Origin of the sequence: Pectobacterium sp. 1950-15 (genome assembly GCF_037136835.1) — a bacterium.
Taxonomy (GTDB): Bacteria; Pseudomonadota; Gammaproteobacteria; order Enterobacterales; family Enterobacteriaceae; genus Pectobacterium.
The window spans coordinates 1-20,351 of the sequence record NZ_JBBBQR010000029.1 but is presented as its reverse complement, the minus strand read 5'-3'; the positions used below and the strand labels follow the sequence as shown (position 1 = coordinate 20,351).

General features: G+C 48.0%; 24 protein-coding genes. 13 read left to right on the top strand and 11 right to left on the bottom strand.

All coding sequences use genetic code 11. The features are described from left to right. Nucleotides 1-231: 231 nt before the first annotated feature. Together WCT94_RS20470 and WCT94_RS20465 are read right to left on the bottom strand one after the other, a co-directional pair. Nucleotides 232-1,200, bottom strand: a complete 969-nt coding sequence (locus WCT94_RS20470; RefSeq protein WP_336871532.1) for a hypothetical protein — start codon at nucleotides 1,198-1,200, stop codon at nucleotides 232-234. 249 nt (nucleotides 1,201-1,449) lie between these two features. Beyond that, nucleotides 1,450-1,887: a GNAT family N-acetyltransferase gene (locus WCT94_RS20465; protein ID WP_336871529.1), complete on the bottom strand. Its 438-nt coding sequence runs from the start codon at nucleotides 1,885-1,887 to the stop codon at nucleotides 1,450-1,452. 603 nt (nucleotides 1,888-2,490) lie between these two features. Between WCT94_RS20465 and WCT94_RS20460 the strand changes: the two genes are divergently transcribed. The 7 genes from WCT94_RS20460 to WCT94_RS20430 all read left to right on the top strand — a co-directional run bounded on the left by WCT94_RS20460 (nucleotide 2,491) and on the right by WCT94_RS20430 (nucleotide 5,601). Beyond that, nucleotides 2,491-2,835, top strand: a complete 345-nt coding sequence (locus tag WCT94_RS20460) for a DUF1294 domain-containing protein (protein ID WP_336871526.1) — start codon at nucleotides 2,491-2,493, stop codon at nucleotides 2,833-2,835. 141 nt (nucleotides 2,836-2,976) lie between these two features. Beyond that, nucleotides 2,977-3,288 (top strand): hypothetical protein, encoded by a 312-nt coding sequence (locus WCT94_RS20455; protein WP_025918823.1) that lies wholly within the window; start codon nucleotides 2,977-2,979, stop codon nucleotides 3,286-3,288. 149 nt (nucleotides 3,289-3,437) lie between these two features. Next, nucleotides 3,438-3,683, top strand: coding sequence for a type II toxin-antitoxin system RelB family antitoxin (relB, locus tag WCT94_RS20450; protein WP_336871524.1), 246 nt, complete (start codon nucleotides 3,438-3,440; stop codon nucleotides 3,681-3,683). After that, nucleotides 3,673-3,957 (top strand): type II toxin-antitoxin system RelE/ParE family toxin, encoded by a 285-nt coding sequence (locus tag WCT94_RS20445; protein WP_336871522.1) that lies wholly within the window; start codon nucleotides 3,673-3,675, stop codon nucleotides 3,955-3,957. Before relB ends, WCT94_RS20445 begins: the two co-directional genes overlap by 11 nt. 187 nt (nucleotides 3,958-4,144) lie before the next feature. Beyond that, entirely contained in the window at nucleotides 4,145-4,369 is a 225-nt protein-coding gene (locus WCT94_RS20440; RefSeq protein ID WP_336871518.1) for a hypothetical protein, read from the top strand. Between the two features lie 294 nt (nucleotides 4,370-4,663). Further along, the gene (locus WCT94_RS20435) at nucleotides 4,664-5,248 is read left to right on the top strand and encodes a hypothetical protein (protein WP_336871517.1); all 585 of its coding nucleotides are present in this window, start codon (nucleotides 4,664-4,666) and stop codon (nucleotides 5,246-5,248) included. 2 nt (nucleotides 5,249-5,250) lie between these two features. Then, nucleotides 5,251-5,601, top strand: coding sequence for a hypothetical protein (locus WCT94_RS20430; RefSeq protein WP_336871516.1), 351 nt, complete (start codon nucleotides 5,251-5,253; stop codon nucleotides 5,599-5,601). A 357-nt stretch (nucleotides 5,602-5,958) separates the two neighbouring features. Here the strand turns inward: WCT94_RS20430 and WCT94_RS20425 are convergent, their stop codons facing one another. From WCT94_RS20425 to WCT94_RS20415, 3 genes are all read right to left on the bottom strand, one after another. Then, on the bottom strand, nucleotides 5,959-6,423 hold the full coding sequence (locus WCT94_RS20425) for a GyrI-like domain-containing protein (protein WP_336871515.1): 465 nt from the start codon (nucleotides 6,421-6,423) through the stop codon (nucleotides 5,959-5,961). 229 nt (nucleotides 6,424-6,652) lie between these two features. Then, complete coding sequence (locus WCT94_RS20420; protein ID WP_336871512.1) at nucleotides 6,653-6,982, bottom strand: DHCW motif cupin fold protein; 330 nt, start codon at nucleotides 6,980-6,982, stop codon at nucleotides 6,653-6,655. 74 nt (nucleotides 6,983-7,056) lie between these two features. Next, nucleotides 7,057-7,593 (bottom strand): rhodanese family protein, encoded by a 537-nt coding sequence (locus WCT94_RS20415; protein ID WP_336871509.1) that lies wholly within the window; start codon nucleotides 7,591-7,593, stop codon nucleotides 7,057-7,059. 414 nt (nucleotides 7,594-8,007) lie between these two features. Between WCT94_RS20415 and WCT94_RS20410 the strand changes: the two genes are divergently transcribed. Continuing rightward, on the top strand, nucleotides 8,008-9,408 hold the full coding sequence (locus WCT94_RS20410) for an EmmdR/YeeO family multidrug/toxin efflux MATE transporter (protein ID WP_336871507.1): 1,401 nt from the start codon (nucleotides 8,008-8,010) through the stop codon (nucleotides 9,406-9,408). A gap of 44 nt (nucleotides 9,409-9,452) precedes the next feature. On the opposite strand, the gene WCT94_RS20405 is transcribed toward WCT94_RS20410, so the two are convergent. Next, entirely contained in the window at nucleotides 9,453-10,622 is a 1,170-nt protein-coding gene (locus WCT94_RS20405) for an MFS transporter (RefSeq protein WP_336871505.1), read from the bottom strand. 313 nt (nucleotides 10,623-10,935) lie between these two features. Next, nucleotides 10,936-11,451 carry an outer membrane protein OmpX gene (gene ompX / locus WCT94_RS20400; protein ID WP_180777033.1) on the bottom strand — a complete coding sequence of 172 codons (516 nt, stop codon included), beginning with the start codon at nucleotides 11,449-11,451 and terminating at the stop codon, nucleotides 10,936-10,938. A 376-nt stretch (nucleotides 11,452-11,827) separates the two neighbouring features. Here ompX and rhtA point away from each other — a divergent pair, with 376 nt between their 5' ends. After that, the gene (rhtA, locus tag WCT94_RS20395; RefSeq protein ID WP_336871502.1) at nucleotides 11,828-12,715 is read left to right on the top strand and encodes a threonine/homoserine exporter RhtA; all 888 of its coding nucleotides are present in this window, start codon (nucleotides 11,828-11,830) and stop codon (nucleotides 12,713-12,715) included. Here the strand turns inward: rhtA and WCT94_RS20390 are convergent. Beyond that, entirely contained in the window at nucleotides 12,703-13,254 is a 552-nt protein-coding gene (locus WCT94_RS20390) for an adenylate kinase (protein WP_336871500.1), read from the bottom strand. The two genes, rhtA and WCT94_RS20390, sit on opposite strands and share 13 nt — an antisense overlap. 347 nt (nucleotides 13,255-13,601) lie before the next feature. Here WCT94_RS20390 and dps point away from each other — a divergent pair, with 347 nt between their 5' ends. The 4 genes from dps (at nucleotide 13,602) to glnQ (ending at nucleotide 16,648) form a co-directional block, all read left to right on the top strand. Beyond that, nucleotides 13,602-14,105 carry a DNA starvation/stationary phase protection protein Dps gene (dps, locus tag WCT94_RS20385; RefSeq protein ID WP_015839848.1) on the top strand — a complete coding sequence of 168 codons (504 nt, stop codon included), beginning with the start codon at nucleotides 13,602-13,604 and terminating at the stop codon, nucleotides 14,103-14,105. A 391-nt stretch (nucleotides 14,106-14,496) separates the two neighbouring features. Continuing rightward, complete coding sequence (glnH, locus tag WCT94_RS20380) at nucleotides 14,497-15,243, top strand: glutamine ABC transporter substrate-binding protein GlnH (protein WP_010294862.1); 747 nt, start codon at nucleotides 14,497-14,499, stop codon at nucleotides 15,241-15,243. A gap of 26 nt (nucleotides 15,244-15,269) precedes the next feature. Then, the gene (gene glnP / locus WCT94_RS20375) at nucleotides 15,270-15,929 is read left to right on the top strand and encodes a glutamine ABC transporter permease GlnP (RefSeq protein WP_015839847.1); all 660 of its coding nucleotides are present in this window, start codon (nucleotides 15,270-15,272) and stop codon (nucleotides 15,927-15,929) included. Further along, on the top strand, nucleotides 15,926-16,648 hold the full coding sequence (gene glnQ, locus WCT94_RS20370; protein ID WP_039351001.1) for a glutamine ABC transporter ATP-binding protein GlnQ: 723 nt from the start codon (nucleotides 15,926-15,928) through the stop codon (nucleotides 16,646-16,648). The genes glnP and glnQ overlap by 4 nt, the downstream gene beginning before the upstream one ends. A 51-nt stretch (nucleotides 16,649-16,699) precedes the next feature. On the opposite strand, the gene WCT94_RS20365 is transcribed toward glnQ, so the two are convergent. The 3 genes from WCT94_RS20365 to WCT94_RS20355 form a co-directional block, all read right to left on the bottom strand. Then, nucleotides 16,700-18,568: a M3 family metallopeptidase gene (locus tag WCT94_RS20365; RefSeq protein ID WP_336871498.1), complete on the bottom strand. Its 1,869-nt coding sequence runs from the start codon at nucleotides 18,566-18,568 to the stop codon at nucleotides 16,700-16,702. A gap of 82 nt (nucleotides 18,569-18,650) precedes the next feature. Then, nucleotides 18,651-19,619 (bottom strand): DNA-binding protein YbiB, encoded by a 969-nt coding sequence (ybiB, locus tag WCT94_RS20360; protein ID WP_336871497.1) that lies wholly within the window; start codon nucleotides 19,617-19,619, stop codon nucleotides 18,651-18,653. 109 nt (nucleotides 19,620-19,728) lie between these two features. Continuing rightward, entirely contained in the window at nucleotides 19,729-20,304 is a 576-nt protein-coding gene (locus WCT94_RS20355; protein ID WP_110162543.1) for a recombinase family protein, read from the bottom strand. Nucleotides 20,305-20,351: the final 47 nt, after the last annotated feature.

Below are 20,351 nucleotides of genomic sequence, written 5' to 3'. Positions count from 1 at the left end.
TGAGCAGATGCCACCGGCTGAATATGAAAACCTATATTATCAACGGCTCAGAAGTGTCTAGATTATCCGTGGCGATTCACTTTAGTTGTCTAATACCAATGCTTCAACACTGATTCTTCGCCAAACAACGCATCGTAGAACACCAGTTGGATTCCGCAGGCTTACGCAAATAGATAGCGCTAACTGCTAGGCGGCCCACTAGACGCACATTCATCCTCAGATGAGGTATAGTTATTCTATGCCCAGTACAAATGGCATCAACATACCTAGCTTTATTTTCATGTCTGCAGCTGCCGAAGCCGCATTAGCCTGCGGCAAGGCAAGCCATCTGTTTACGGCATCGGAGTTGAATCGCTGCTGACTTAGAAACGAAGATACAGACTTTTCCCAGGAAAAGAGTTCACCCGTGCAAAGTTCGACGGACTGCTGAGAGCAGGCTCGCTGAATAGCCATTCCCAAACCGACGTAGTGGAGAAGCTCACGTCGTACATTCTCATCTTTTTGCTTGATTGGCACATCCAGTTTCGGTTTCGGTCCAAAGTACACTCCGGTAGTACCTGGTTGTAATGTTGGGTCACTGGAAAAATAAACCGGGACTCCCATCAATTTAAATGCCGCCGTCAAAATTTCATAGCTAATGTCTGATCGACTCCAACGGCCCATGTGGGGTGGTACTTTCGGCAAACCGACCAGATCATCGCCACGGCTTACAATCGATACACCCTCAACTGGCAAGGATGGGTGCATTGTGACTACAGTGTCCGAATCGATTTCCCAGCCAGCTTCGCTTAACAATCGCAAAAAATTACCAGCAGCCACGCACGATGATTCGCTCCACTCAACACAACCGATGCGCAGCTTGTCCCGTTGACCGAACTGTCCTGTTCGAAATAATTCGAGGTATCTATCGCGATTGGAACTATTAACGGCATATGTATCAATCACGGTAGGCGGTACAGGTTTACTTGCAGATTCAGGATTTTGTTGAAGCAAAGCTGGGCTTTTGAAATACACTATAGCGAAGATCGCCGCTGCGCCAGATGCTCTTAACCACCCTTTAAATTTTACTTCTAGGAGACCAGGCAGAACTGCACCAATACATCCAGCAGCTAGAGCCAGAACTATTCGGTAAACTGTATATTGATAAGATGTTGGATTGGGGGTTGTGAAAGTAGTTATGAGTATGGCAACTATCGCCACAAGCGCAAAACTATACCTAATGTACTTGTCTATCTTTACATTGCTCGTTTTAATTTTGACACCTGTATCAAATCCATAAGTCGAAAACCCCGCATTAACCTGCTCCCCATTGATTAATAAAGCTTTATACTCATTATGAGGCTAATGACGTTGGTGATGGGTGTAACTGTTCGTTCCTCGCTCACAGCGGACCTTCAGCTTCGTTAACATGTCCGCTCCCTGCCAGAAATGGACTGTGCTAATACCCTGTTAAACTTGGGGAAGATCAGCAAGAAGCTTTACAAAGCGCTTTCTTACTTCTTTGTATCCGTTGTTTTCATAAAATTTGTGTGCTCTGGTTCTTCTTTCACTGCTTGAAAGCTCAATCTGAGAACATTTTTTATCGAGAGCCATACGCTCAGAGGCAATCAGAAGTTGCTGGCCTATCCCCGCTCCACGAGACGACTCATCTATGACCAGAGCTGAAATTAATGCCCACAAGCTATTTTCATGAACAGGTATGATAAAGTTTATAACAACAACTCCGCAAATTTCCTTATCTAATTCAGCAACTAAAATACAAAACGTACTCTGCGCCTCACCGATACGTTGTTTTAAGCTATCAATGTCTGTCTGATAGCCCAGCTGTAGAAAAAGTTTTTTTAGAGAGGGAACATCTTTTGATTCTGCCGCCCTTATTAAAATCATTATGATCATTTCCTCGAGTAGGGTCCAACGAAAGTAGTCAGATTTCATCAATCAAATCAATAAAAATTGCAAACTACAAGAGGAAAAAGACCATTCAAAATAGCCGTTCAAGAAACAGGATTAATCAACCTACTGTCATCCAGTATGAATTTTGATGTGATGTCTGCACCTCGCTCATAGCAGACCTGATAGCTTTTCAGCATGTTTACTCAGTGCTAGAAGCAGAAATTCCTCACAGGACAGGGATGCCATTGCAGATTAGATCGGCTATTAATGAGTAGAATTGGTATGTATACAGAAAAATCGTTATGACTGAATAAGGGGCATGAATTCTTTTAAATAACGAGATTCTGGAGCAGATGGATCTGATTTCTCTACTGTTATCATGGTTATGCCCTTTGCCGAAGCTATCGCCAGCATAGAATATCCTGATGGAAAAGGCATCATCCTTAAATAGGTTATAGCAAATCGCTAAATGCCACCTATCCGGGTGCCATGACGGCCTATTCCGCGCCAATCCATACTGATAGCGGTTTCTTCCCACCGCGTGTACTGCGTATAATGCAGTTTCTATACACTCTGAAAATTACTGTGGCTAATGGTATGAGTCTTAATTACTTTTGTTATTTACTATTGGTCTTTGCGGTGATTGGTAGCACGATGACGTCTGACCCCTTTGCTATGTGGCTCCTGCTTGCCAATATACTGACGCTGGTGATTTACGGCGTAGATAAAATGGCGGCTCGTAAGGCCTGGCGTAGAGTGCCTGAATCCACGTTGCTGGTGTTTGGGATTGTCGGTGGGTGGGTTGGCGCAATGGCGGGTCAACAGCTCTTTCGCCATAAAACACAAAAGCAGCCATTTAAAACATACTTCATCGTCAGCATAATATTGAGTATCTCAGTTATGGTGGCGGTTTATCTGTTCTATCCATTTCCTCCTTCCTGAGGTGTTGCTTCGTGCCAAAAGCCGACATAGCTAAATCAATCCAGCCCACTATAGAAGAGGTGGTGAAGAATTTGATTGGTTTACAGTGATAAGTGATTAGGATAAACCACGTCAACAAATCATCCTCATGGAGGCTGTTTAATGAGTTGCAATCGGTGTCTGGATTTATGTGTTAAATACGTTATCCGCCAACCTGAACAATTACGTAAGGCAATCCGTATTGCAAAGCATGCACTCAGCGAAGAGGTTCTGGCCGAAATTGACGCAACGGAGGACTGGAATCAATACAGCTTTCAAGAGTGTGCTGAAAAGATGATATGGGGCGATATCGTTGATTACCATTTTGTTTGTAAGCACTGTGGAACTCAGTTTGTATTGGGTGCTGAAACCTATCATGGCAGCGGTGGCTATTGGTCGCCCGAGAATGAAAAACCATCGGTAATAATTGACTAACTTCCGCTCCTCGCTCTTAACAGACAGTCAGCGATTAATCCACACCAGCACAGAGAACGATATTCCGGCTACCATTGAGTAGCCACTTGCCTCCCCCCCTCTTGATAACTACAATGTATACAAAATACACAATGTAGTGAGGTGGCAGTATGGGCGTTATGTCCGTTCGCTTAAATGATGAAACAACCGCGCAACTTGATGCGCTGGCTAAAGCCACGGGACGTACCCGCTCTTTTCTGGCTGGACAAGCCATTGAAGACTATCTTGCGCGCGAAGCCTGGCAGATAGCGGAGATCGAGCAAGCTATTAAAGAAGCCGATGCGGGTGATTTTGTCTCATCAGATGAAATGAATAACCTATTTAAAAACTTAGGTACGGCAAGAAATGGAAATTAAATGGCTGCGTAAAGCTGCGGCCAATTTGGAAGCCGAGTACCTCTACATCGCGCAGGACGATCCACAAGCTGCCGGCCAATTCGTAGATGAAGTCCAAAGGTTGACGGAATTACTACCGCAACAGCCAGCAATGGGAAGATCTGGCCGTGTGCCAGGAACGCGTGAGCTGGTGTTAATGCACTATCCCTACATCATCCCCTACCGTGTGAAAGATAATATGCTCCAGATTCTGCGTGTCTTTCATACGCACAGGCGTTTACCATCAAAATGGTGAACAACTCGTTTTCCTGAATTTTAACGAACATACATCCACCGACTAACCGCCACGCAACCATGAAAGACAACATAACCAACAATCAAGGTCATCCGGCTGGGGCGGGAAACGTACCGGCGCTGGCGCTCCAATTGGTAACACCAATGCAGTGAAACATGGGGAACCCAGCCGCCAGGCATTCTTTCCCTTGGCTGGTGATAATGAGCGATTTACGCCGTTGCAATTGCTACGTGTAAGAAACTTGCTCCTTGCTGAACGTATTGGCGAGTTGATGCACAGATCGCTTTCTTTGGGCACAGCCGAGTGGCGTGAGTTTATGTTGCTAGATGGGATTCTATGGCAACACACCCGAAAAATGATGGTGTTGGAGCATCGTAAAGCAAAATTAAATTTACAACGCATCCAGCGCTAAAAATCAGCGTATCAAACGAAACTCTACAGCCATGCGCAGGCTATTTCTCATGATGACTTTTCGTTTTATTTATATGATAAAAACAAACCAATTACAAAAGATAATATAAACAAATATTTAATCTATAAATTCAACTTCTCTCGTGAAAACCGCCAAACCTGCTGAGAAAGAATACACACTACAGGACGGATAAAACTAAATTATATTATCCCGCAGCCGATAACGTATATCGATATGCTTTCCTTTCTAGCATATCGGAATTCGTTAAAAAACGACAAAATGGATAACATATTTATGGGAAAGATTTTACATTTAATTTTAATTTCGGCAACCATTTCTTTGTCTGGATGCAGGGCAATTGAAAACAGCTTTGCTGATCGCCCGATATACCAAGAACCTTCAGACACACAAAATGTGTCAAGAATAAGATTCATAAAAAACATAAGAGGAACAGAAATTAAACAAAAAGGATATTCAAAGACTTATACACAGATCACACCATTTTCATGGCGGGGACATATAAACGCAACCAGAGACATAGGTATGCCTAAGATATCCTATCGAAAAAGTGATTATGATGATTATTATTTTGAAACCAGAATAAAATCAGTACCAACTCTTATTTATATTCAAACCGAAGCAACGAGCCAAGGGTCATGCCATAGTATGTTTTTTATTAAACCTGAAGCAGGTAAAGATTATGACATGAATTTTGATATAACTACAGATAGATCAAGGTGCTTTATGCACTTTAATGAAGTAGTAAAAGATGAGGCTAGCGGAGTCTATATATTAAAACCAGCACCATATAAAATATCATCAGCTTTCCCTTGGGAACCGGCAGATAAAAATTATAAAACAGAATTGGACATTGATTGATTATGAAATTAATAAAACCAATCCTCATCATTTCCCTTTCTTTTATTTTGTCTGGATGTTTTATAGATAAGACAAAAACATACAACACATCGCTCTCTGATATAAACTCAGATAATGTTAAAACCATTTTCTTTGTTGGGAAAACGAAAAAAGATGTATTAATAAAGTTAGGGCCACCACAAAATTCACTAGATTTTATGAAAGAAAGCCATTGGTCTTATATTACTAAGGAATCTATCGATGGGCTTATTATTCTCCCTCCAATTCCAGTAAGTATTAGCAGCATAAAAAAAATCGATTTGTACTTTGATGAAAAAGATGAGTTAAAGAATTTCACATTCCGTGAGGAATGAATTTTATAGAAAATTAATGACAGGAGTATGTTTATTATGTATTAGGCATACTCCTCATTAATTCTATTTAGGATTAAAGGGAGTGATTTACCTCTTATCTCAAAATATAACCTTCCATAACAAAACCTTAGTGCCAGGAACGCATAAATTTACATTAATACACTATCCCTGCATCATCCCCAATCGTGGGAAAAATAATACACTCAATGTTCTACACGTCTTGTTCACACACCGGATTTTCACCACCAAAATGGTGAGTGATAAAACCTACCAGCGATCCTAAAAAATACCCATACCTTCCCACAGATGCAGGCTGCTCCGATATTTTTATTTTCAAACCAATCTCAATAAACGGGCTTAATTCACTGCTTCAACAGACTGCCATATTTCAATTTCCCAGTTACCATTGCTTCCGTCGCACAAATAACTTTCATAACATATGTCACCCGCCGGTCGATATCCTTGCGCATGAATGGCTTTATAAAAGTCATCCCAGGCTTTCGCAAAGTCCCCCTTCTCCACAATGGTGTGCGTTACGGCATAAAGCCCACCGGGAATGATTTCCCTGCGTATTTCTGTCCCTTCCGGCAACGTTGACGGCATCTCTTTGCACGTAATCGCCACATCCGCCCGTAATTCATCCGGTTCTACTTTGCTGGGATCATCCCAGTAGAACGCCAGAGATTTATCGATGGAGAGATGATGATCTCTTGCCCACGATAATATTTCATCAAATCCCTGCGGTATTTTTTCGTAATAGGGGCCAACAACCCGAAGACTCAGCACTTCCATAGATTCTGCAAGTTCAATTCTGATAGACATGCTCATGCACTCCTGACTCATATAGATAATAAACAGGCACCATTAACCATGCTAAGTGTAAGGTTATATACCAATATCGACAACAGGCTTAGAGGCGAATTTCTTTCGTCCCTATCAACGAATTGAGCATTTCTACACAAATTTTTCCTGGCTTCGACGAACGCGACCCCAAATAGGATGAGTGAACTAATCAAGGGCTAATCTCCGTACTCCAGATTAGCCCTTCACATCAATCCACGACAAACAACTTCGCACCCGTCTCCGTGTAGGAGCGATGGGCTTCTGCGTTATCCGCGACCTGATAACTCATTCCCGGTTTGAGGACAAAAACACGACCATCATCTAATTCCGTATGAAGTTCACCTTCAAGGCACAGCAGAATATGCCCTTTTGAGCACCAGTGATCGGCCAGGTAGCCGGGTGTATACTCCACAATACGAACCCGAATATCATCAAAACGCTGCGTTCGCCAGTAGGCGATCCCCGTCTCCCCTTGATGCTCAGTGGGCGCTATTTGCGACCAGTCAGTCGTACCAAACGGAATGTTCTTCATATCCATATTACTGCCCCTATTTTTGGTGGTTAACACTCCGCTTACTATCCCAGCCAGTTTTTAGCGTCTATTCCAGTAAATCAGCGTTTGGCGCCACGGTTCCACGGCATTTTCATTAACAGCCTTGCCATACCGCAAAAACCGGTCACCCCAGCAAACAGCAACCCTGCCCCCACAAAACCAGAGAGCAGGAAGAAAGCACTGTTTACGCTGTACCCCAGTAATACACCACTCAGAATGAGTACGCCAGCGGCGATTTGAACCTGCCGCATCAGTTCAATCGGCTGTTTATCATTGATTTCTGTTGGAAACCCCGCCTTTTTCCATGCAGTCATTCCGCCATTGAGTAAAAAAGCTGTCGCCGGAAACACGGACTGCATAAGAATCTCAGCATTCTGTTCTGAACGTATTCCAGACAAACAATGGAAAATCACTGTCTTTCCTTCTCTGTCATTATCAGGAAGAACATCCCCGGTAGAGGAATTTAGCGGATGTAACCTCGCCTGTGCGATGTGCTCGCGGGCGTACTCTTCCGGCTGGCGAATATCAATGAGTATCGCCCCTTCATCTAACAATTTACGGGCCTGAACTGGTGAGATAGCAAGTGGTGTTGGCATGATCGTGATCCTCTTTTGAGCTGCTGAAACCCGTCATAATGCAACCGTTCAACGTGGCGTTAAGCCGACAAGGAAGGTGATGTCGCTGATGATCTGCGTCTCACCATTAATTTAGATAACACTAATTAAGTAAAATCTAAATTAAATAATGCGCACGTGCAACAATTTTCCATGCTGGGAAAGCAATCCAGGCTGGACATCGATTTGGCGGCTGATACTCTGTAAATAGGAACGCTATTTTAAAAAACAGCCATGCTGCTGCGATCGCACAAAATAGAGTAGTAACTGCATGGATACGTCACTGTGTGAAACGGTATGAGTAAGTACCGTGCAAAATGATGCTATTTGCGAGCCACCTTGTGGCTCTGTTTACCGTACCAACAGGGAAACTTGAGAGACCGCCAAGATCGTTTCATGAAAAAATTAAAAGACACAGACTGGTATAAAAAGCGTTACTCCAACCGCGTACTCTTCTGGAGAGAAATCTCACCGCTCGCCTTCCCTATCTTTATTGAAGGCCTTTGCGTCGTGTTGATGGGGGTCTTCAGCACCTTTCTGGTCAGTTGGCTGGGGAAAGAAGCCATGGCAGCCGTCGGCCTGGCTGACAGCTTCAATATGGTCATCATCGCCTTCTTTACCGCCGTCGCGTTGGGGACTGCCGTTGTTGTCGCGTTCAGCCTGGGGCAACGCAATAGAAAGCAGGCGCGTTCTGCGGCTCGCCAGTCAATGTCATTACTGGTTCTGTCATCGTTTCTGCTAGTCGCGCTGGTTGAATTTGCCGGTTCAGCGATTATCGATCTGATCGCAGGACAGGCCGACGCACAGGTTAAAGCATTAGCCCTCACGTTCCTGCGCTGGACGGTGTGGGGGTATCCTGCCGTCGCCATCGCGCTGGTAGGCTGTGGCGCGTTGCGGGGAGCGGGTAATACCAAGTTGCCCATGGTCATCAACATTGGGATGAATATCCTCAATATTGCCATCAGTAGCCTGCTGATTTACGGCGCCTTTTCCTGGGATGGTCTTGGCTTTATTGGTGCTGGCATCGGGATCACTATTTCACGCTATATCGGTGCCGTATTCGTGATTTTGACGCTGATGCACGGTTTTAACGGCGCGTTGCGTATTCCCTTCAAGTCTTACTTTGCACCTTTTACCCTGACGATTCTCTATGAAGTGCTCAGTATCGGTATTCCCGCCAGCATAGAATCGGTGATGTTTAACATCGGTAAGCTGATCACCCAGCGCTTTGTGGCAGGAATGGGAACCGAAGTCATCGCCGGAAACTTTATTGCTTTCTCCATCTCAACGCTGATCAACCTTCCCGGCAATTCGCTCGGCGCCGCTGCCACGATTATCGTTGGCACACGGCTGGGGAAAGGCCAGATCATGCAGTCCACACGCCAGTTGAAGCACATCTTCTGGCTGTCCAATATTGGGTTGTGCGTACTTGCCGTCCTGTCGGTGCCCAGCGCCAGCTTTTTGGCGTCGTTTTACACCAATGAGCCAGAAGTTATCGAAGTGGCAAAACACCTCCTGTGGCTCAACGCGTTATTTATGCCAATCTGGGCGGCGTCCTGGGTGCTCCCTGCAGGCCTGAAAGGCGCGAAAGACGCCAGCTACACCATGTGGGTGGCAATGGCAGGCATGTGGGGATGTCGGGTCATCGCGGGATATATCCTCGGCGTGATGCTCGGTTTTGGCGTGATCGGCGTGTGGATGGGGATGTTCTTTGACTGGATTGTACGCGGTTTCTTCTACTACCGTCGCCTGATGAGCGGGCGCTGGCTATGGCGCTATCGCCCACCAACAAATTGATAGTAGCGAGCGGGTTTCCGCTCGCTGACAACACCACAAACCGCTTAGCGAATCGGGCTCTTCACCGGAGCAAAGCGGGTCGCCATGATAATCAACACGACCACACCGACAGTCATAATCATCCAGGCCTGCTCCAGACCCGCCGTATGCTGACGAATGAAACCGGCCAGCAACGGCATCAGGCTGGCGAGGATGTAGCCGCCGCCCTGCACAAAGCCCATCAGTGAACCGGTTTTATGTGATTCGGTTACCTGATCCAACGCCACAATCAGCGATAACGGGAACAGCGCACCAATGCCAATACCCAGCATGATAATAATGGGATACGTAAACGTCAGCGGTGCCACAATCAACCCAATCATTCCCACCAGCATCACGGTCAGGATAGGAAGCAGCAGCTTGCGGCGATCGGGAAAACGGTTGATGAACGTGGACACAAGCAGGCCAGAAATCACTTCCGTCAGCGTTAATCCACCCAACATCAGGCCGCTTTGCGTCGCATCGAGCCCCAGTTGAATGTAATACGGTGGCAGCCATGCCAGCACCAGCGTATACGCGCCCGTACCAATACCGAAGAACACCATCAGCAACCAATCCATCCCGCTTCTGCGCGTCGCCACAACGGCCGCTGCCTCCTGCTTCGCGGTATACGCTTTAGGCACACACCGCCAGGCCACTGTGGCAACCAACGCCACAATTCCCCAGCAGGCCAGCGCGCTTTGCCAGCCCCACACATTTGCCAGCGGAGAAACCGATGAAGCCGCAAACGCCGCTCCGGTCATAATCGCCGTGGTATAAAAGCCCATCAGGAGACTGCTATGACGGCCAAAATGGAGTTTGATAAACGACGGCACCAGCGCCTGAATTAAGGCAATCCCAACCCCGGCAAGCGCGGCACTAACCAGCAGAGCAATACCGCTATTCAACCACCAGCGTGCACCACACGCCAAGGCAATCACCACAATGCCCAATGTGATGCCTCGATACTCTCCAAGGCGTGCCTGCAACTGACCGCCATATAACGCACACCACCCCATAGCGAACACCGGGAGCGTGGTTAACATGCCCGCCATGCTGTCATCCAGACCTGTTGCGGCCTGAATCTGATTCAGCAACGGGCCAATCCCCGCTAGTACGGGGCGTAAATTCAATCCCAACAGGATAATCGTGAAGAAAAGAAAAGCCCGCGTGCGGGCCGTTGATGTCACTACCATGTATAACCTCAATAGCTTGAGCAAGTCACTGCTGCCTGATGATCAATATCTTCACATAAAGAATCTTAACGTCAAGATAAAATCTTATAACAGACCAACATGGTGGCTTTTGCTCAATGGCGACAAGAATGACCGGATATCGACAGACTGGAAAGTGACTGGCTAAATGGCTGGCTAAATGGCTGGCTAAATGGCTGGCGAAGCTCGTCGCAGGTTGGAAAAATAGCTATAAAAAAATCCGCCCTGAAAAGAGCGGATTCTTCCGACACATCTAACAACCAACGCTGAGGGTAAAAAACCCTACAGGGTTAGATTAGAAACGGTAACCTACGCCAACAGCCCAGGCACCAACGTCAACACTGCGGATACGGCTTTGTTCGTAGCCTACATCCAGAGCAACGTCCTGGATTGGGTTGAACTGAACACCAGCACCGTAGGTGAAGCCGTAATCGTCATTGCTGCTGTTGTTCAGACCGTTGGTCGCGTTATTGGTGACTTTACCGTGGCTGAAACCAACAACACCGTACAGGCTTGCCCAGTCATTCAGACGGTAAGCTGGACCAGCAGTGAAGCCCATGTACTGGCCTTTGCTGTAGTCACTGCCATCGCTACCATTTTTTTCCAGGTAAGTGAAAGAGCTAATAACGCCCAGTGGGTTATTATCTTGCTCATAACGATATTTCAGGTTAAAGCCTTTAACTTTATTTTGTACGCCCTGAGCATCACCTTGAGCATAACCTGCAGTTACAGTACTTTGACCAGCAAATGCAGAACCTGCGCCAACGGCTAATACACAAGCCAGAGCGGAAAGACACGCGATTTTTTTCATATTTACAGCCTCAAATTTATTTTATGAAAGACTAACTAACGCCGTAAATATAACAAAAAAATTCGAGACTTGCCGCCCTATAAATATTTATCAATTAGCCTTTAGATGTAACAAATATTGTCAAAACAAACCTATCATTCTAATTATATTAGCTTTTTTATTGTGACAGTTAGATTAAAAATAAATTCACCGCAAGGCCGTAAAACAGACAATTCTTAATTTCCCGCTCAGTTTGTATGCGACTTGAATTGAGCAAAAATAAAGCAATTAAATGATGCGTAAATAAAGGTCAATAAAAGTCAATTCATACCAGACAAATTGTTTACAATTGGGTATAATAGCAACGGAATGTTATACCTGTTTTAAGGCCAAAAGAATGACCTTATTTTCCCACCGCTCGTCATCATTTTTACCAGTATTGCTCATCATTATCTCAATGCTTTCTATCCAAAGCGGCGCGGCTCTGGCCAAGAGTCTGTTTCCACTCATTGGTGCGACTGGCGTAACGGCGTTGCGTCTGGGAATTGGTACGATCATTCTGTGCATCATCTTCAAGCCGTGGCGTATGCGCTTTAGCAGTAACCGCCTGCCATTGCTGGTTTATGGCATCACGTTAGGCGGGATGAACTTTCTATTTTACCTCTCATTGCAGACGGTACCGCTCGGCATTGCTGTCGCACTGGAATTCACTGGCCCGCTTGCCGTTGCGATGCTAGCCTCACGCAGACCTATTGATTTTCTGTGGGTTTTTCTTGCCGTTGCTGGGCTGTGGTTCTTATTACCGCTGGGCCACAATATCGGCAATGTTGATCTGACGGGGGCAGCTTGCGCCGTGGGTGCTGGTGCATGCTGGGCGCTCTATATTCTGTTTGGGCAAAAAGCAGGCGCAAATCATGGGCCGGGAACTGTCGCAATTGGCTCCTGTATTGCCGCACTGATTTTCTGCCCTATCGGTGCATATTACGCGGAGAGCACGCTGTTTTCGTTATCAATACTTCCGCTCGGTATTGCCGTCGCGGTTCTGTCCACCGCGCTCCCCTATTCTCTGGAAATGGTGGCATTGACTCGTCTGCCCGCCAGAACGTTCAGCACGCTGATGAGTATGGAACCCGCTATTGCCGCCCTCTCCGGGATTCTTTTTCTCGGCGAACATTTATCGTTTATTCAGTGGATGGCGCTGATCTTTATTATCATCGCGTCAATCGGCGCAACGCTGACAATAAAACAGGCGGGTGAAGCCAAAGTAACGACTCAAGCCGAATGAAGGCGTATTTCCTTGGGAAAGTGTTGCAGAAAAGTTTCACATTCTCGAGGAGAACGCAGCGTAATAAAGTGAATATGCTGATAACGCGGGTCGGCTAAATCCGCTAAATACCGTTTCCGGTTTCTTGAATAGGTTTTTATTGTCCAGAGGATAATTGAATTCCGGCTAAAGAAACTACGGAGAAAAGATTCTTTATTCCCCGTGCCACGCCAGAGTTCCTCTTTGTGCCATGCCCGAACACAGGCACGCCGTATCGCCTGAAAAAGCGTGCGGGTAAAACAGTAGTCGACCCAAATCACGACATCAACATCGCGCCATTTGATATCACGCGTACGGTTATAGTTACCATCCAACACCCAACTTTCAGGCTCCAGTGCGCTTTCAAGCCGTTGAAAAAAATCGACATCCGTCCGCTCCTGCCAGTCTTTCAGCCAGAACAACGCATCCATTTCAATGTACGGAATAGCCAACTTTTCAGACAAGCGGCGGGCAAGTGTCGATTTACCACTTCCACTGGTACCAATAATGTTCACTCTCACTCTACACGACTCCCTTTATTGGCATACAATCTTTTTAAGAAGAAAAACAACGCTGCCATCTTATTGCAATGAAGATGGCTAGAGAATAATAACTACTTTCATCTAAGCGATGATGATATTTATCAATCTATGAGATTATGTTGCAGAGATAATTAAAATATTGCAATAGCATTGCGACCTGCCACATTATTCATATCAGATAAATCCTGACTACAAATACCCACAATATCGTTATGCTAAAGCTATTCATTTGATAGGTGATTCTTTTCAATATTAATTTTTATCACTGCTATAATTAATCACGTTGAACAGTAAGACTATGAATAATTAAAGAGAGGATAACTATTATGTCTACCGCCAAACTCGTGAAATCAGCCCCGTCCGCACTGCTTTACACTCGCAATGATTTGGATGATAGCGTTAAGACCTCGACGATCGCGCTGTTAAACCAACTTGTTGTTGATTTCATCGACCTGTCGTTGATTACCAAACAGGCGCACTGGAACATGCGCGGTGCAAACTTTATCGCCGTTCATGAAATGCTGGATGGCTTCCGCACCTCGATTATTGACCATCAGGATACCATCGCCGAGCGTGTGGTGCAGATAGGCGGTGTGGCGCTGGGTACCGTGCAAATTGTGGGTAAACAAACCTCGCTGAAAAGCTATCCAACCAACATCCACAGTGTTCAGGATCATCTGAAGGCGCTGGCAGAGCGTTATGCGATTGTCGCCAACAACGTACGTAAAGCAATTGGTAAAACGGAAGATGAGGCCTCTGCGGATATCCTGACCGCCGCATCGCGCGATCTGGATCAGTTCCTGTGGTTTATTGAGTCAAATATTGAATAATCAGCGTTCTCGTCTCGCAAACGCTTTTAAGGCTGCTTCGGCAGCCTTTTTACTGCTATCTTCCCCACGCAAGCCGCCCCCTTTTCTGGTGTAACCCGCACAAACCACGCATTTTATCCGTTAAGACGCTCAAAAAATTAGCTTTTGCCTGCATTAATTGGCCATAACACCAATCAACGGTTGTTTCCCTCGTATAAATCAGTTAATCATAGCAGCGCCTTGCCTGAGCGAATCGGAGGTGAAAATTTCACCGCTGGCAGGGCAATAAATAAAAGCAACAGGTTAAGCACAACACAGGGTAACTGACTCAGGCTTCACTTTTGTACGATGTACTATGCTTAAAACGCCTGTAAAACAAAAAGCTCCCACAACTGCTAATAGGAAGGATTTGATGAAATCACTACTTAAGGCCTCTTTGGCTGCACTGACGCTAATGATGAGCGTATCCAGCTATGCTGCTGAGAAAGAACTGATTGTCGCTACCGACACCGCGTTCGTCCCTTTTGAGTTCAAACAAGGCGACAAGTATGTCGGTTTTGACATCGATCTCTGGGATGCTATCGCTAAACAGCTCAACCTGAAGTACACCCTGAAGCCAATGGACTTCGGCGGCATTATCCCTGCACTGCAAACACGTAACATCGATCTGGCGCTGGCAGGTATTACCATCACTGAAGAGCGCAAAAAAGCAATCGATTTCTCTGACGGCTACTACAACAGCGGCCTGCTGGTGATGGTCAAAGCAGACAACAACGACATCAAAGGCGAGCAGGATTTAGCCGGTAAAGTGCTGGCGGTGAAGAGCGGCACGGGTTCTGTTGATTACGCGAAAGCCAATATCAAAACCAAAGATCTGCGCCAGTTCCCAAACATCGACAACGCCTATATGGAACTGGGCACCAACCGTGCTGACGCCGTGCTGCACGATACCCCAAATATCCTCTACTTCATCAAAACCGCAGGCAATGGCCAGTTTAAAGCGGTAGGTGACTCCATTAAAGCCCAGCAATACGGCATCGCGTTCCCGAAAGGCAGCAACGAGCTGCGTGAAAAAGTGAATGGCGCCCTGAAAACACTGCGTGAAAACGGCACTTATGCTGAGATCTACAAGAAGTGGTTTGGCGTAGAACCTAAGTAATTGCCGATTTAATTTGGAGATATTCCATGCAGTTTGACTGGAGTGCCATTTGGCCTTCTCTGCCCCTCCTGATGGAAGGGGCAAAAATGACGTTGTTGATTTCTGTTCTGGGTCTGCTTGGCGGCCTGGTGATTGGCGTGGTCGCGGGTTTTGCCCGCGCCTACGGCGGCTGGTTTTCCAGCCGCATCTCGCTCGTTTTTATTGAAATTATTCGCGGTACCCCGATTGTTGTGCAGGTGATGTTTATTTACTTCGCCCTGCCGATGATCTTCACGTCCGTGCGGATTGACCCTTTTGCCGCCGCCGTGGTGACCATCATGATTAACTCCGGTGCTTACATCGCGGAAATCACCCGCGGTTCGGTATTGTCAATTCATAACGGCTTCCGTGAAGCGGGTCTGGCGCTTGGGCTGTCTCGCCGCGCGACGCTGCGCCATGTGATTGCCCCACTAGCCCTGCGCCGTATGCTGCCGCCGCTGGGTAATCAGTGGATTATCAGCATCAAAGATACGTCGCTGTTTATTGTTATCGGCGTCGCTGAATTGACTCGTTCAGGGCAGGAAATCATCGCGGGCAACTTCCGTGCGCTGGAAATCTGGACTGCGGTTGCCATTATTTACCTGTGCATCACGCTGATCCTCAGCTTTATTCTGCGTCGTCTGGAAAGAAGACTTAAGATTATATGATTGAATTTAAAAACGTATCCAAACACTTTGGCAAGACACAGGTCTTACATAATATCGATCTCACCATCGGCCAGGGTGAAGTGGTGGTCATCATCGGGCCTTCAGGCTCGGGTAAATCCACCCTGCTGCGCTGCATCAATAAGCTGGAAGAAATTACCAGCGGCGAATTGATTGTTGACGGCCTGAAAGTGAACGACCCGCGCGTTGACGAGCGTTTGATCCGTCAGGAAGCCGGGATGGTATTCCAACAGTTCTACCTGTTCCCGCATCTTACCGCGTTGGAAAACGTCGCATTCGGCCCCATTCGGGTACGCGGCGCGAACAAAGCCGATGCCGAGAAACTGGCGCTGGAATTGCTGGCGAAAGTGGGCCTGTCAGAACGCGCGCATCACTACCCTTCCGAGCTTTCCGGTGGTCAACAGCAGCGTGTGGCCATCGCCCGCGCGTTAGCGGTTAAACCGAAGCTGATGCTGTTTGATGAACCGACGTCAGCCCTCGACCCGGAACTGCGTCACGAAGTGCTGACCGTCATGAAAGATCTGGCCGAAGAAGGCATGACGATGGTCATCGTCACCCATGAGGTGGGCTTTGCCCATAAAGTGGCTTCACGCCTTATCTTTATTGATAAAGGCCGCATCGCAGAAGATGGCGACCCAGAAACGCTGATTACGAATCCACCCAGCGATCGCCTGCGTGAATTCCTGCAACACGTATCCTGATCAACAAGGGGGCTTTCGCCCCCTTTTTCTTACTCGCTATGTTAGCGAACACTATGCCTCTGCACGCGGATACGCCTGCTCAATAAACGCCGCAAAATCCTGACACATCTTCTCATCACCCTGCACATTATCCGCCAGCACGCGGCTACCATCGACCACACGAATGTGGGCTGACAAATCGAAATCCGCAGCAGGCTGAGGACGCGCAGCAGCCTGTGCCATCGTGCCCTGCGCCTGTTGCCAGGCTTCATCGACCGTCAGATTGCAAGCCTGCGCCAGATAAGCGGGATTGAAGCCCTCACCAGTCAGACTACGCAACGTATCGTCATGGCTGACGCTATTCCCCGGCAGCCAATAGTGCTGCGCTAAATCAGGCCCGATAGCGGGGTTATCCGTCAGATAGCCGTCGCGTTGCAGGAAATAGCTACGCGTCTGCTCCACCGCCATCAGCGCCAGCAGATAGCCCTGATAAGAACACGCTGACTCCATAGACAGCAAATGGGGAATCGCCAGTGTCGGGCGTGGGCTACCGCTGATGCCCAAAATTCGCTGTTCGGTGTCGCGCGCCAGTTTGGTCATCGCTTCCGGCGTACGCGCCTCGTCGTCCCACGAATAGAGTTGCCACTCAAAGTACGGCACCAGCAGGATGTGTCGCTCATTGAAAGCGCGCATTGGCTGCTGCGTGCTGATATCCGCACGGATCAATTCATCAGGAATCGTCTCTCCCTGCGCATTCTTTGCATAACGTTTTAACCAGTCAGCGTCACCCAGCAGGCTGTCGCAAAACATGGACTGCGTTTCGGCATAGGCCATCGACGTTGGCGGAAACTCCTGTGAAAAACAGGGCGCATTCTGCTTAATATTGGCAAAATGCGCGGCGTGTCCACCTTCATGGAACAGCGTATTAATACCACTGGCACCGCTGCCGATTTGATCCGGTTTTGCCAGACTGGTGAAATTAATCCGCGCCGGAACCCATTTTCCTTCCTGCACAAACGGCGGCACCGGGCCGTGCATAAAACCGTTCTCGTATTTACCTTTGCGTACCAGCAAATCGAGCTGCATTTCTGCACCGTTAAACCCAATGCGCAATCGCTTAAAGCTGTTGATCCAGCGCTCCAGCGATGCTGAGAAAGGGAAATAGGGATCGAGCTGGCGCGTTACATCGCCCGCGCTGGCATAGCGAATATTCCACGGCTGCAGAGCCTCTTCGCCCTTTTCGTTCGCCAGATTTTTCAGGCTGCGGGCATTCGCTTCACGGGTCTGTGCCTCAAAAGGATCGAGGATGGCAAAAAGCTGCTCCGGCGTCATCCGCTCCGTTTTATTGACCTTATAGTCAAAATAGTTGCGGTAACCCATCTGGCGAGCGAAGCGGTTGCGCAGTGAAATCAGCTCAGGGAAGCCATTCTGCAACAGCCACTGTTCGAGATCGCGCAACGCCTGCTGGGAACTTTGACGATAGGCTTCGGTATCATTGGTCGCCTGATTGGTCAGCAGTTCCCCAAGTGAGGCGGAAACCCGTTCACCCTTAGTATCCAGATGCGTCATTTCATAGGATTTACGCTTGGCGTATAACGCACTTTCGGCGGCAATGATCTCATCCATCAGCGCCTGAGCCTGTGGATCTTCAATCACATTACAGTCGAAAAACCGATACCAGCCTTGCAAGCCGTGTAACAGCGCCTGCTGTTGTTCATCACGCGGGCTGTTTCCCAGTGTCGCAAGATGGACTCTTAGCTCAGCCAGACGCTGCGGCTGTGAAATAAAGCGCTTGTAGGCACTTTCAGCGGCGGAGAAACGCTCAGACACCTCATCGTTGCCCGTTCCCATATACAGTTGCCAAAACAGCTCTTCTTTCGCCTGATGAACCGCAAGATAGTCGCGATTCAAGGCATTAAAATAGTCCGCTACCTGTTGCATAGTATTCCTTCTCTCTTCCAATGACAGCCGCCTGGCTGTATGAAGTGGCGCGATAAACCGCGTCCGCGCTCCGACAGGTCGATCAGCCAAGGCGTTTCTTAATCGTAGCGACCGCCTGTTCCATTGTCGCCGCTTCGCCGGCAGCAACCAAACAGCACGCCAGCTGCAGACGAATCGACTGCGGTATGGCAATTTCACCCGTCAGGCACTGTACCGTCCAGCGTGCGGTGGTGGCGGCATCCTTCGCAATCGGCAACGCATCAGGTGCAACCCTGATATCCTGCCGAAGTTGCAGTACCTTGGTATTCTGCTGATGGATAAAATGAATTTCCGGGCAGCGCTGCGGGTTGGCGTAAACCTCTCCTTCCGTGCCGTGCATCAGAAGCGCACGCCCGTTGATATCGTTAAAAAACGTCCCCACGCGGGAAACATATTCAGGGTGGGAAACGCTGGCGACACGCAGCGCGTCGCTTTCACCAAACGGCGTCGCGACCTTAGCCAGCGTGTGGCTGCTATTACGCACCCCCATCCGCCAGCGCAGCTGTAACTGGCGATCGATAGCTGGGCACAGCGTCGAAACAGGGATAAATGCCGGGCTACCGTTATCAAGCTCGCGCTGAGCCTGCTCGGCATTCTCTGCAATCGTCACGCCGAGATTACGCAAAATCTCCGCGCTGGTGACACGGGTTGGATCATCGCTGACGCCGTGAACCACAACCGGAAAACCCAACTTTGCCAGCAACAGCGCCAACAGTGGTGTCAGATTCGCCTGTTTCCGTGCGCCGTTATAGCTGGGAAGCACGATGGGCATAGGGAAGCCTTTAGGCGGGGTCAGGCGCAACACATGCTCGTTCATCGCCTGATAAAAACCCAACATCTCGGCTTCCGATTCACCTTTGATACGAAACGCAATCAGCAGCCCACCGAGTTCCAGATCTGGCACGTCACCGCGCAGCATCGCGCTATACAGTTCATAAGCCGTGGCCTGATCGACATCACGCGCATGATTTTTCCCGCGCCCCACTTCTTTGATAATTTTGGTGTAATCCATGCTGGCCTCTCATTTTCGGCGACACAGTAAAGAACTTATCAATGAAAATAACATGTTTGGTGGGGTTCTGGTGATTCTGGCGCAAAGGAAATTGCTATCACGCCGCGTTTTAGCCAGCAGCAGGAACGTCGCCCTGACTCCGGGCGGGAAAGTATTTATAAATAGTTTTCTCTGATACACCGACGACATTCGCCACCTGAAGGCGCGTGGCCCCTGTCGCCAACATCGCTTCGGCACGGCAAAGCACGTCTGGCGTCATCAGTCGCTTGCGCCCCCCGATACGTCCTTGCAACCGAGCTGCATCGAGGCCAGCCCGCGTGCGTTCGACAATGAGTTCCCGTTCCATCTCTGCCAATGCGCTCATCACATGAAAGAAGAAACGACCCGCAGGGGTAGAAGTATCAATACTATCTGTCAGGCTGCGAAAATGGATACCTTTCGCCTGTAATGCGGATACTAGATCAATCAAATCACGCACGCTGCGCCCTAACCTGTCCAGCTTCCACACCATCAGCGTATCACCACGCCGTAGCCGCCTGATCGCCCTTTTCAGACCCGGCCGCTGCGCATTCTTCCCACTTGCGGTATCCTCAAAAATCAGCTCACATTCTGCACGAATCAGTGCTTTTTTCTGTAAATCTGTATTTTGATCGGTAGTAGACACACGCGCATAGCCAATCAGCATTACATAACCTCATGAAATTATTGATTGTATTTTTATTGCGAAGTTCT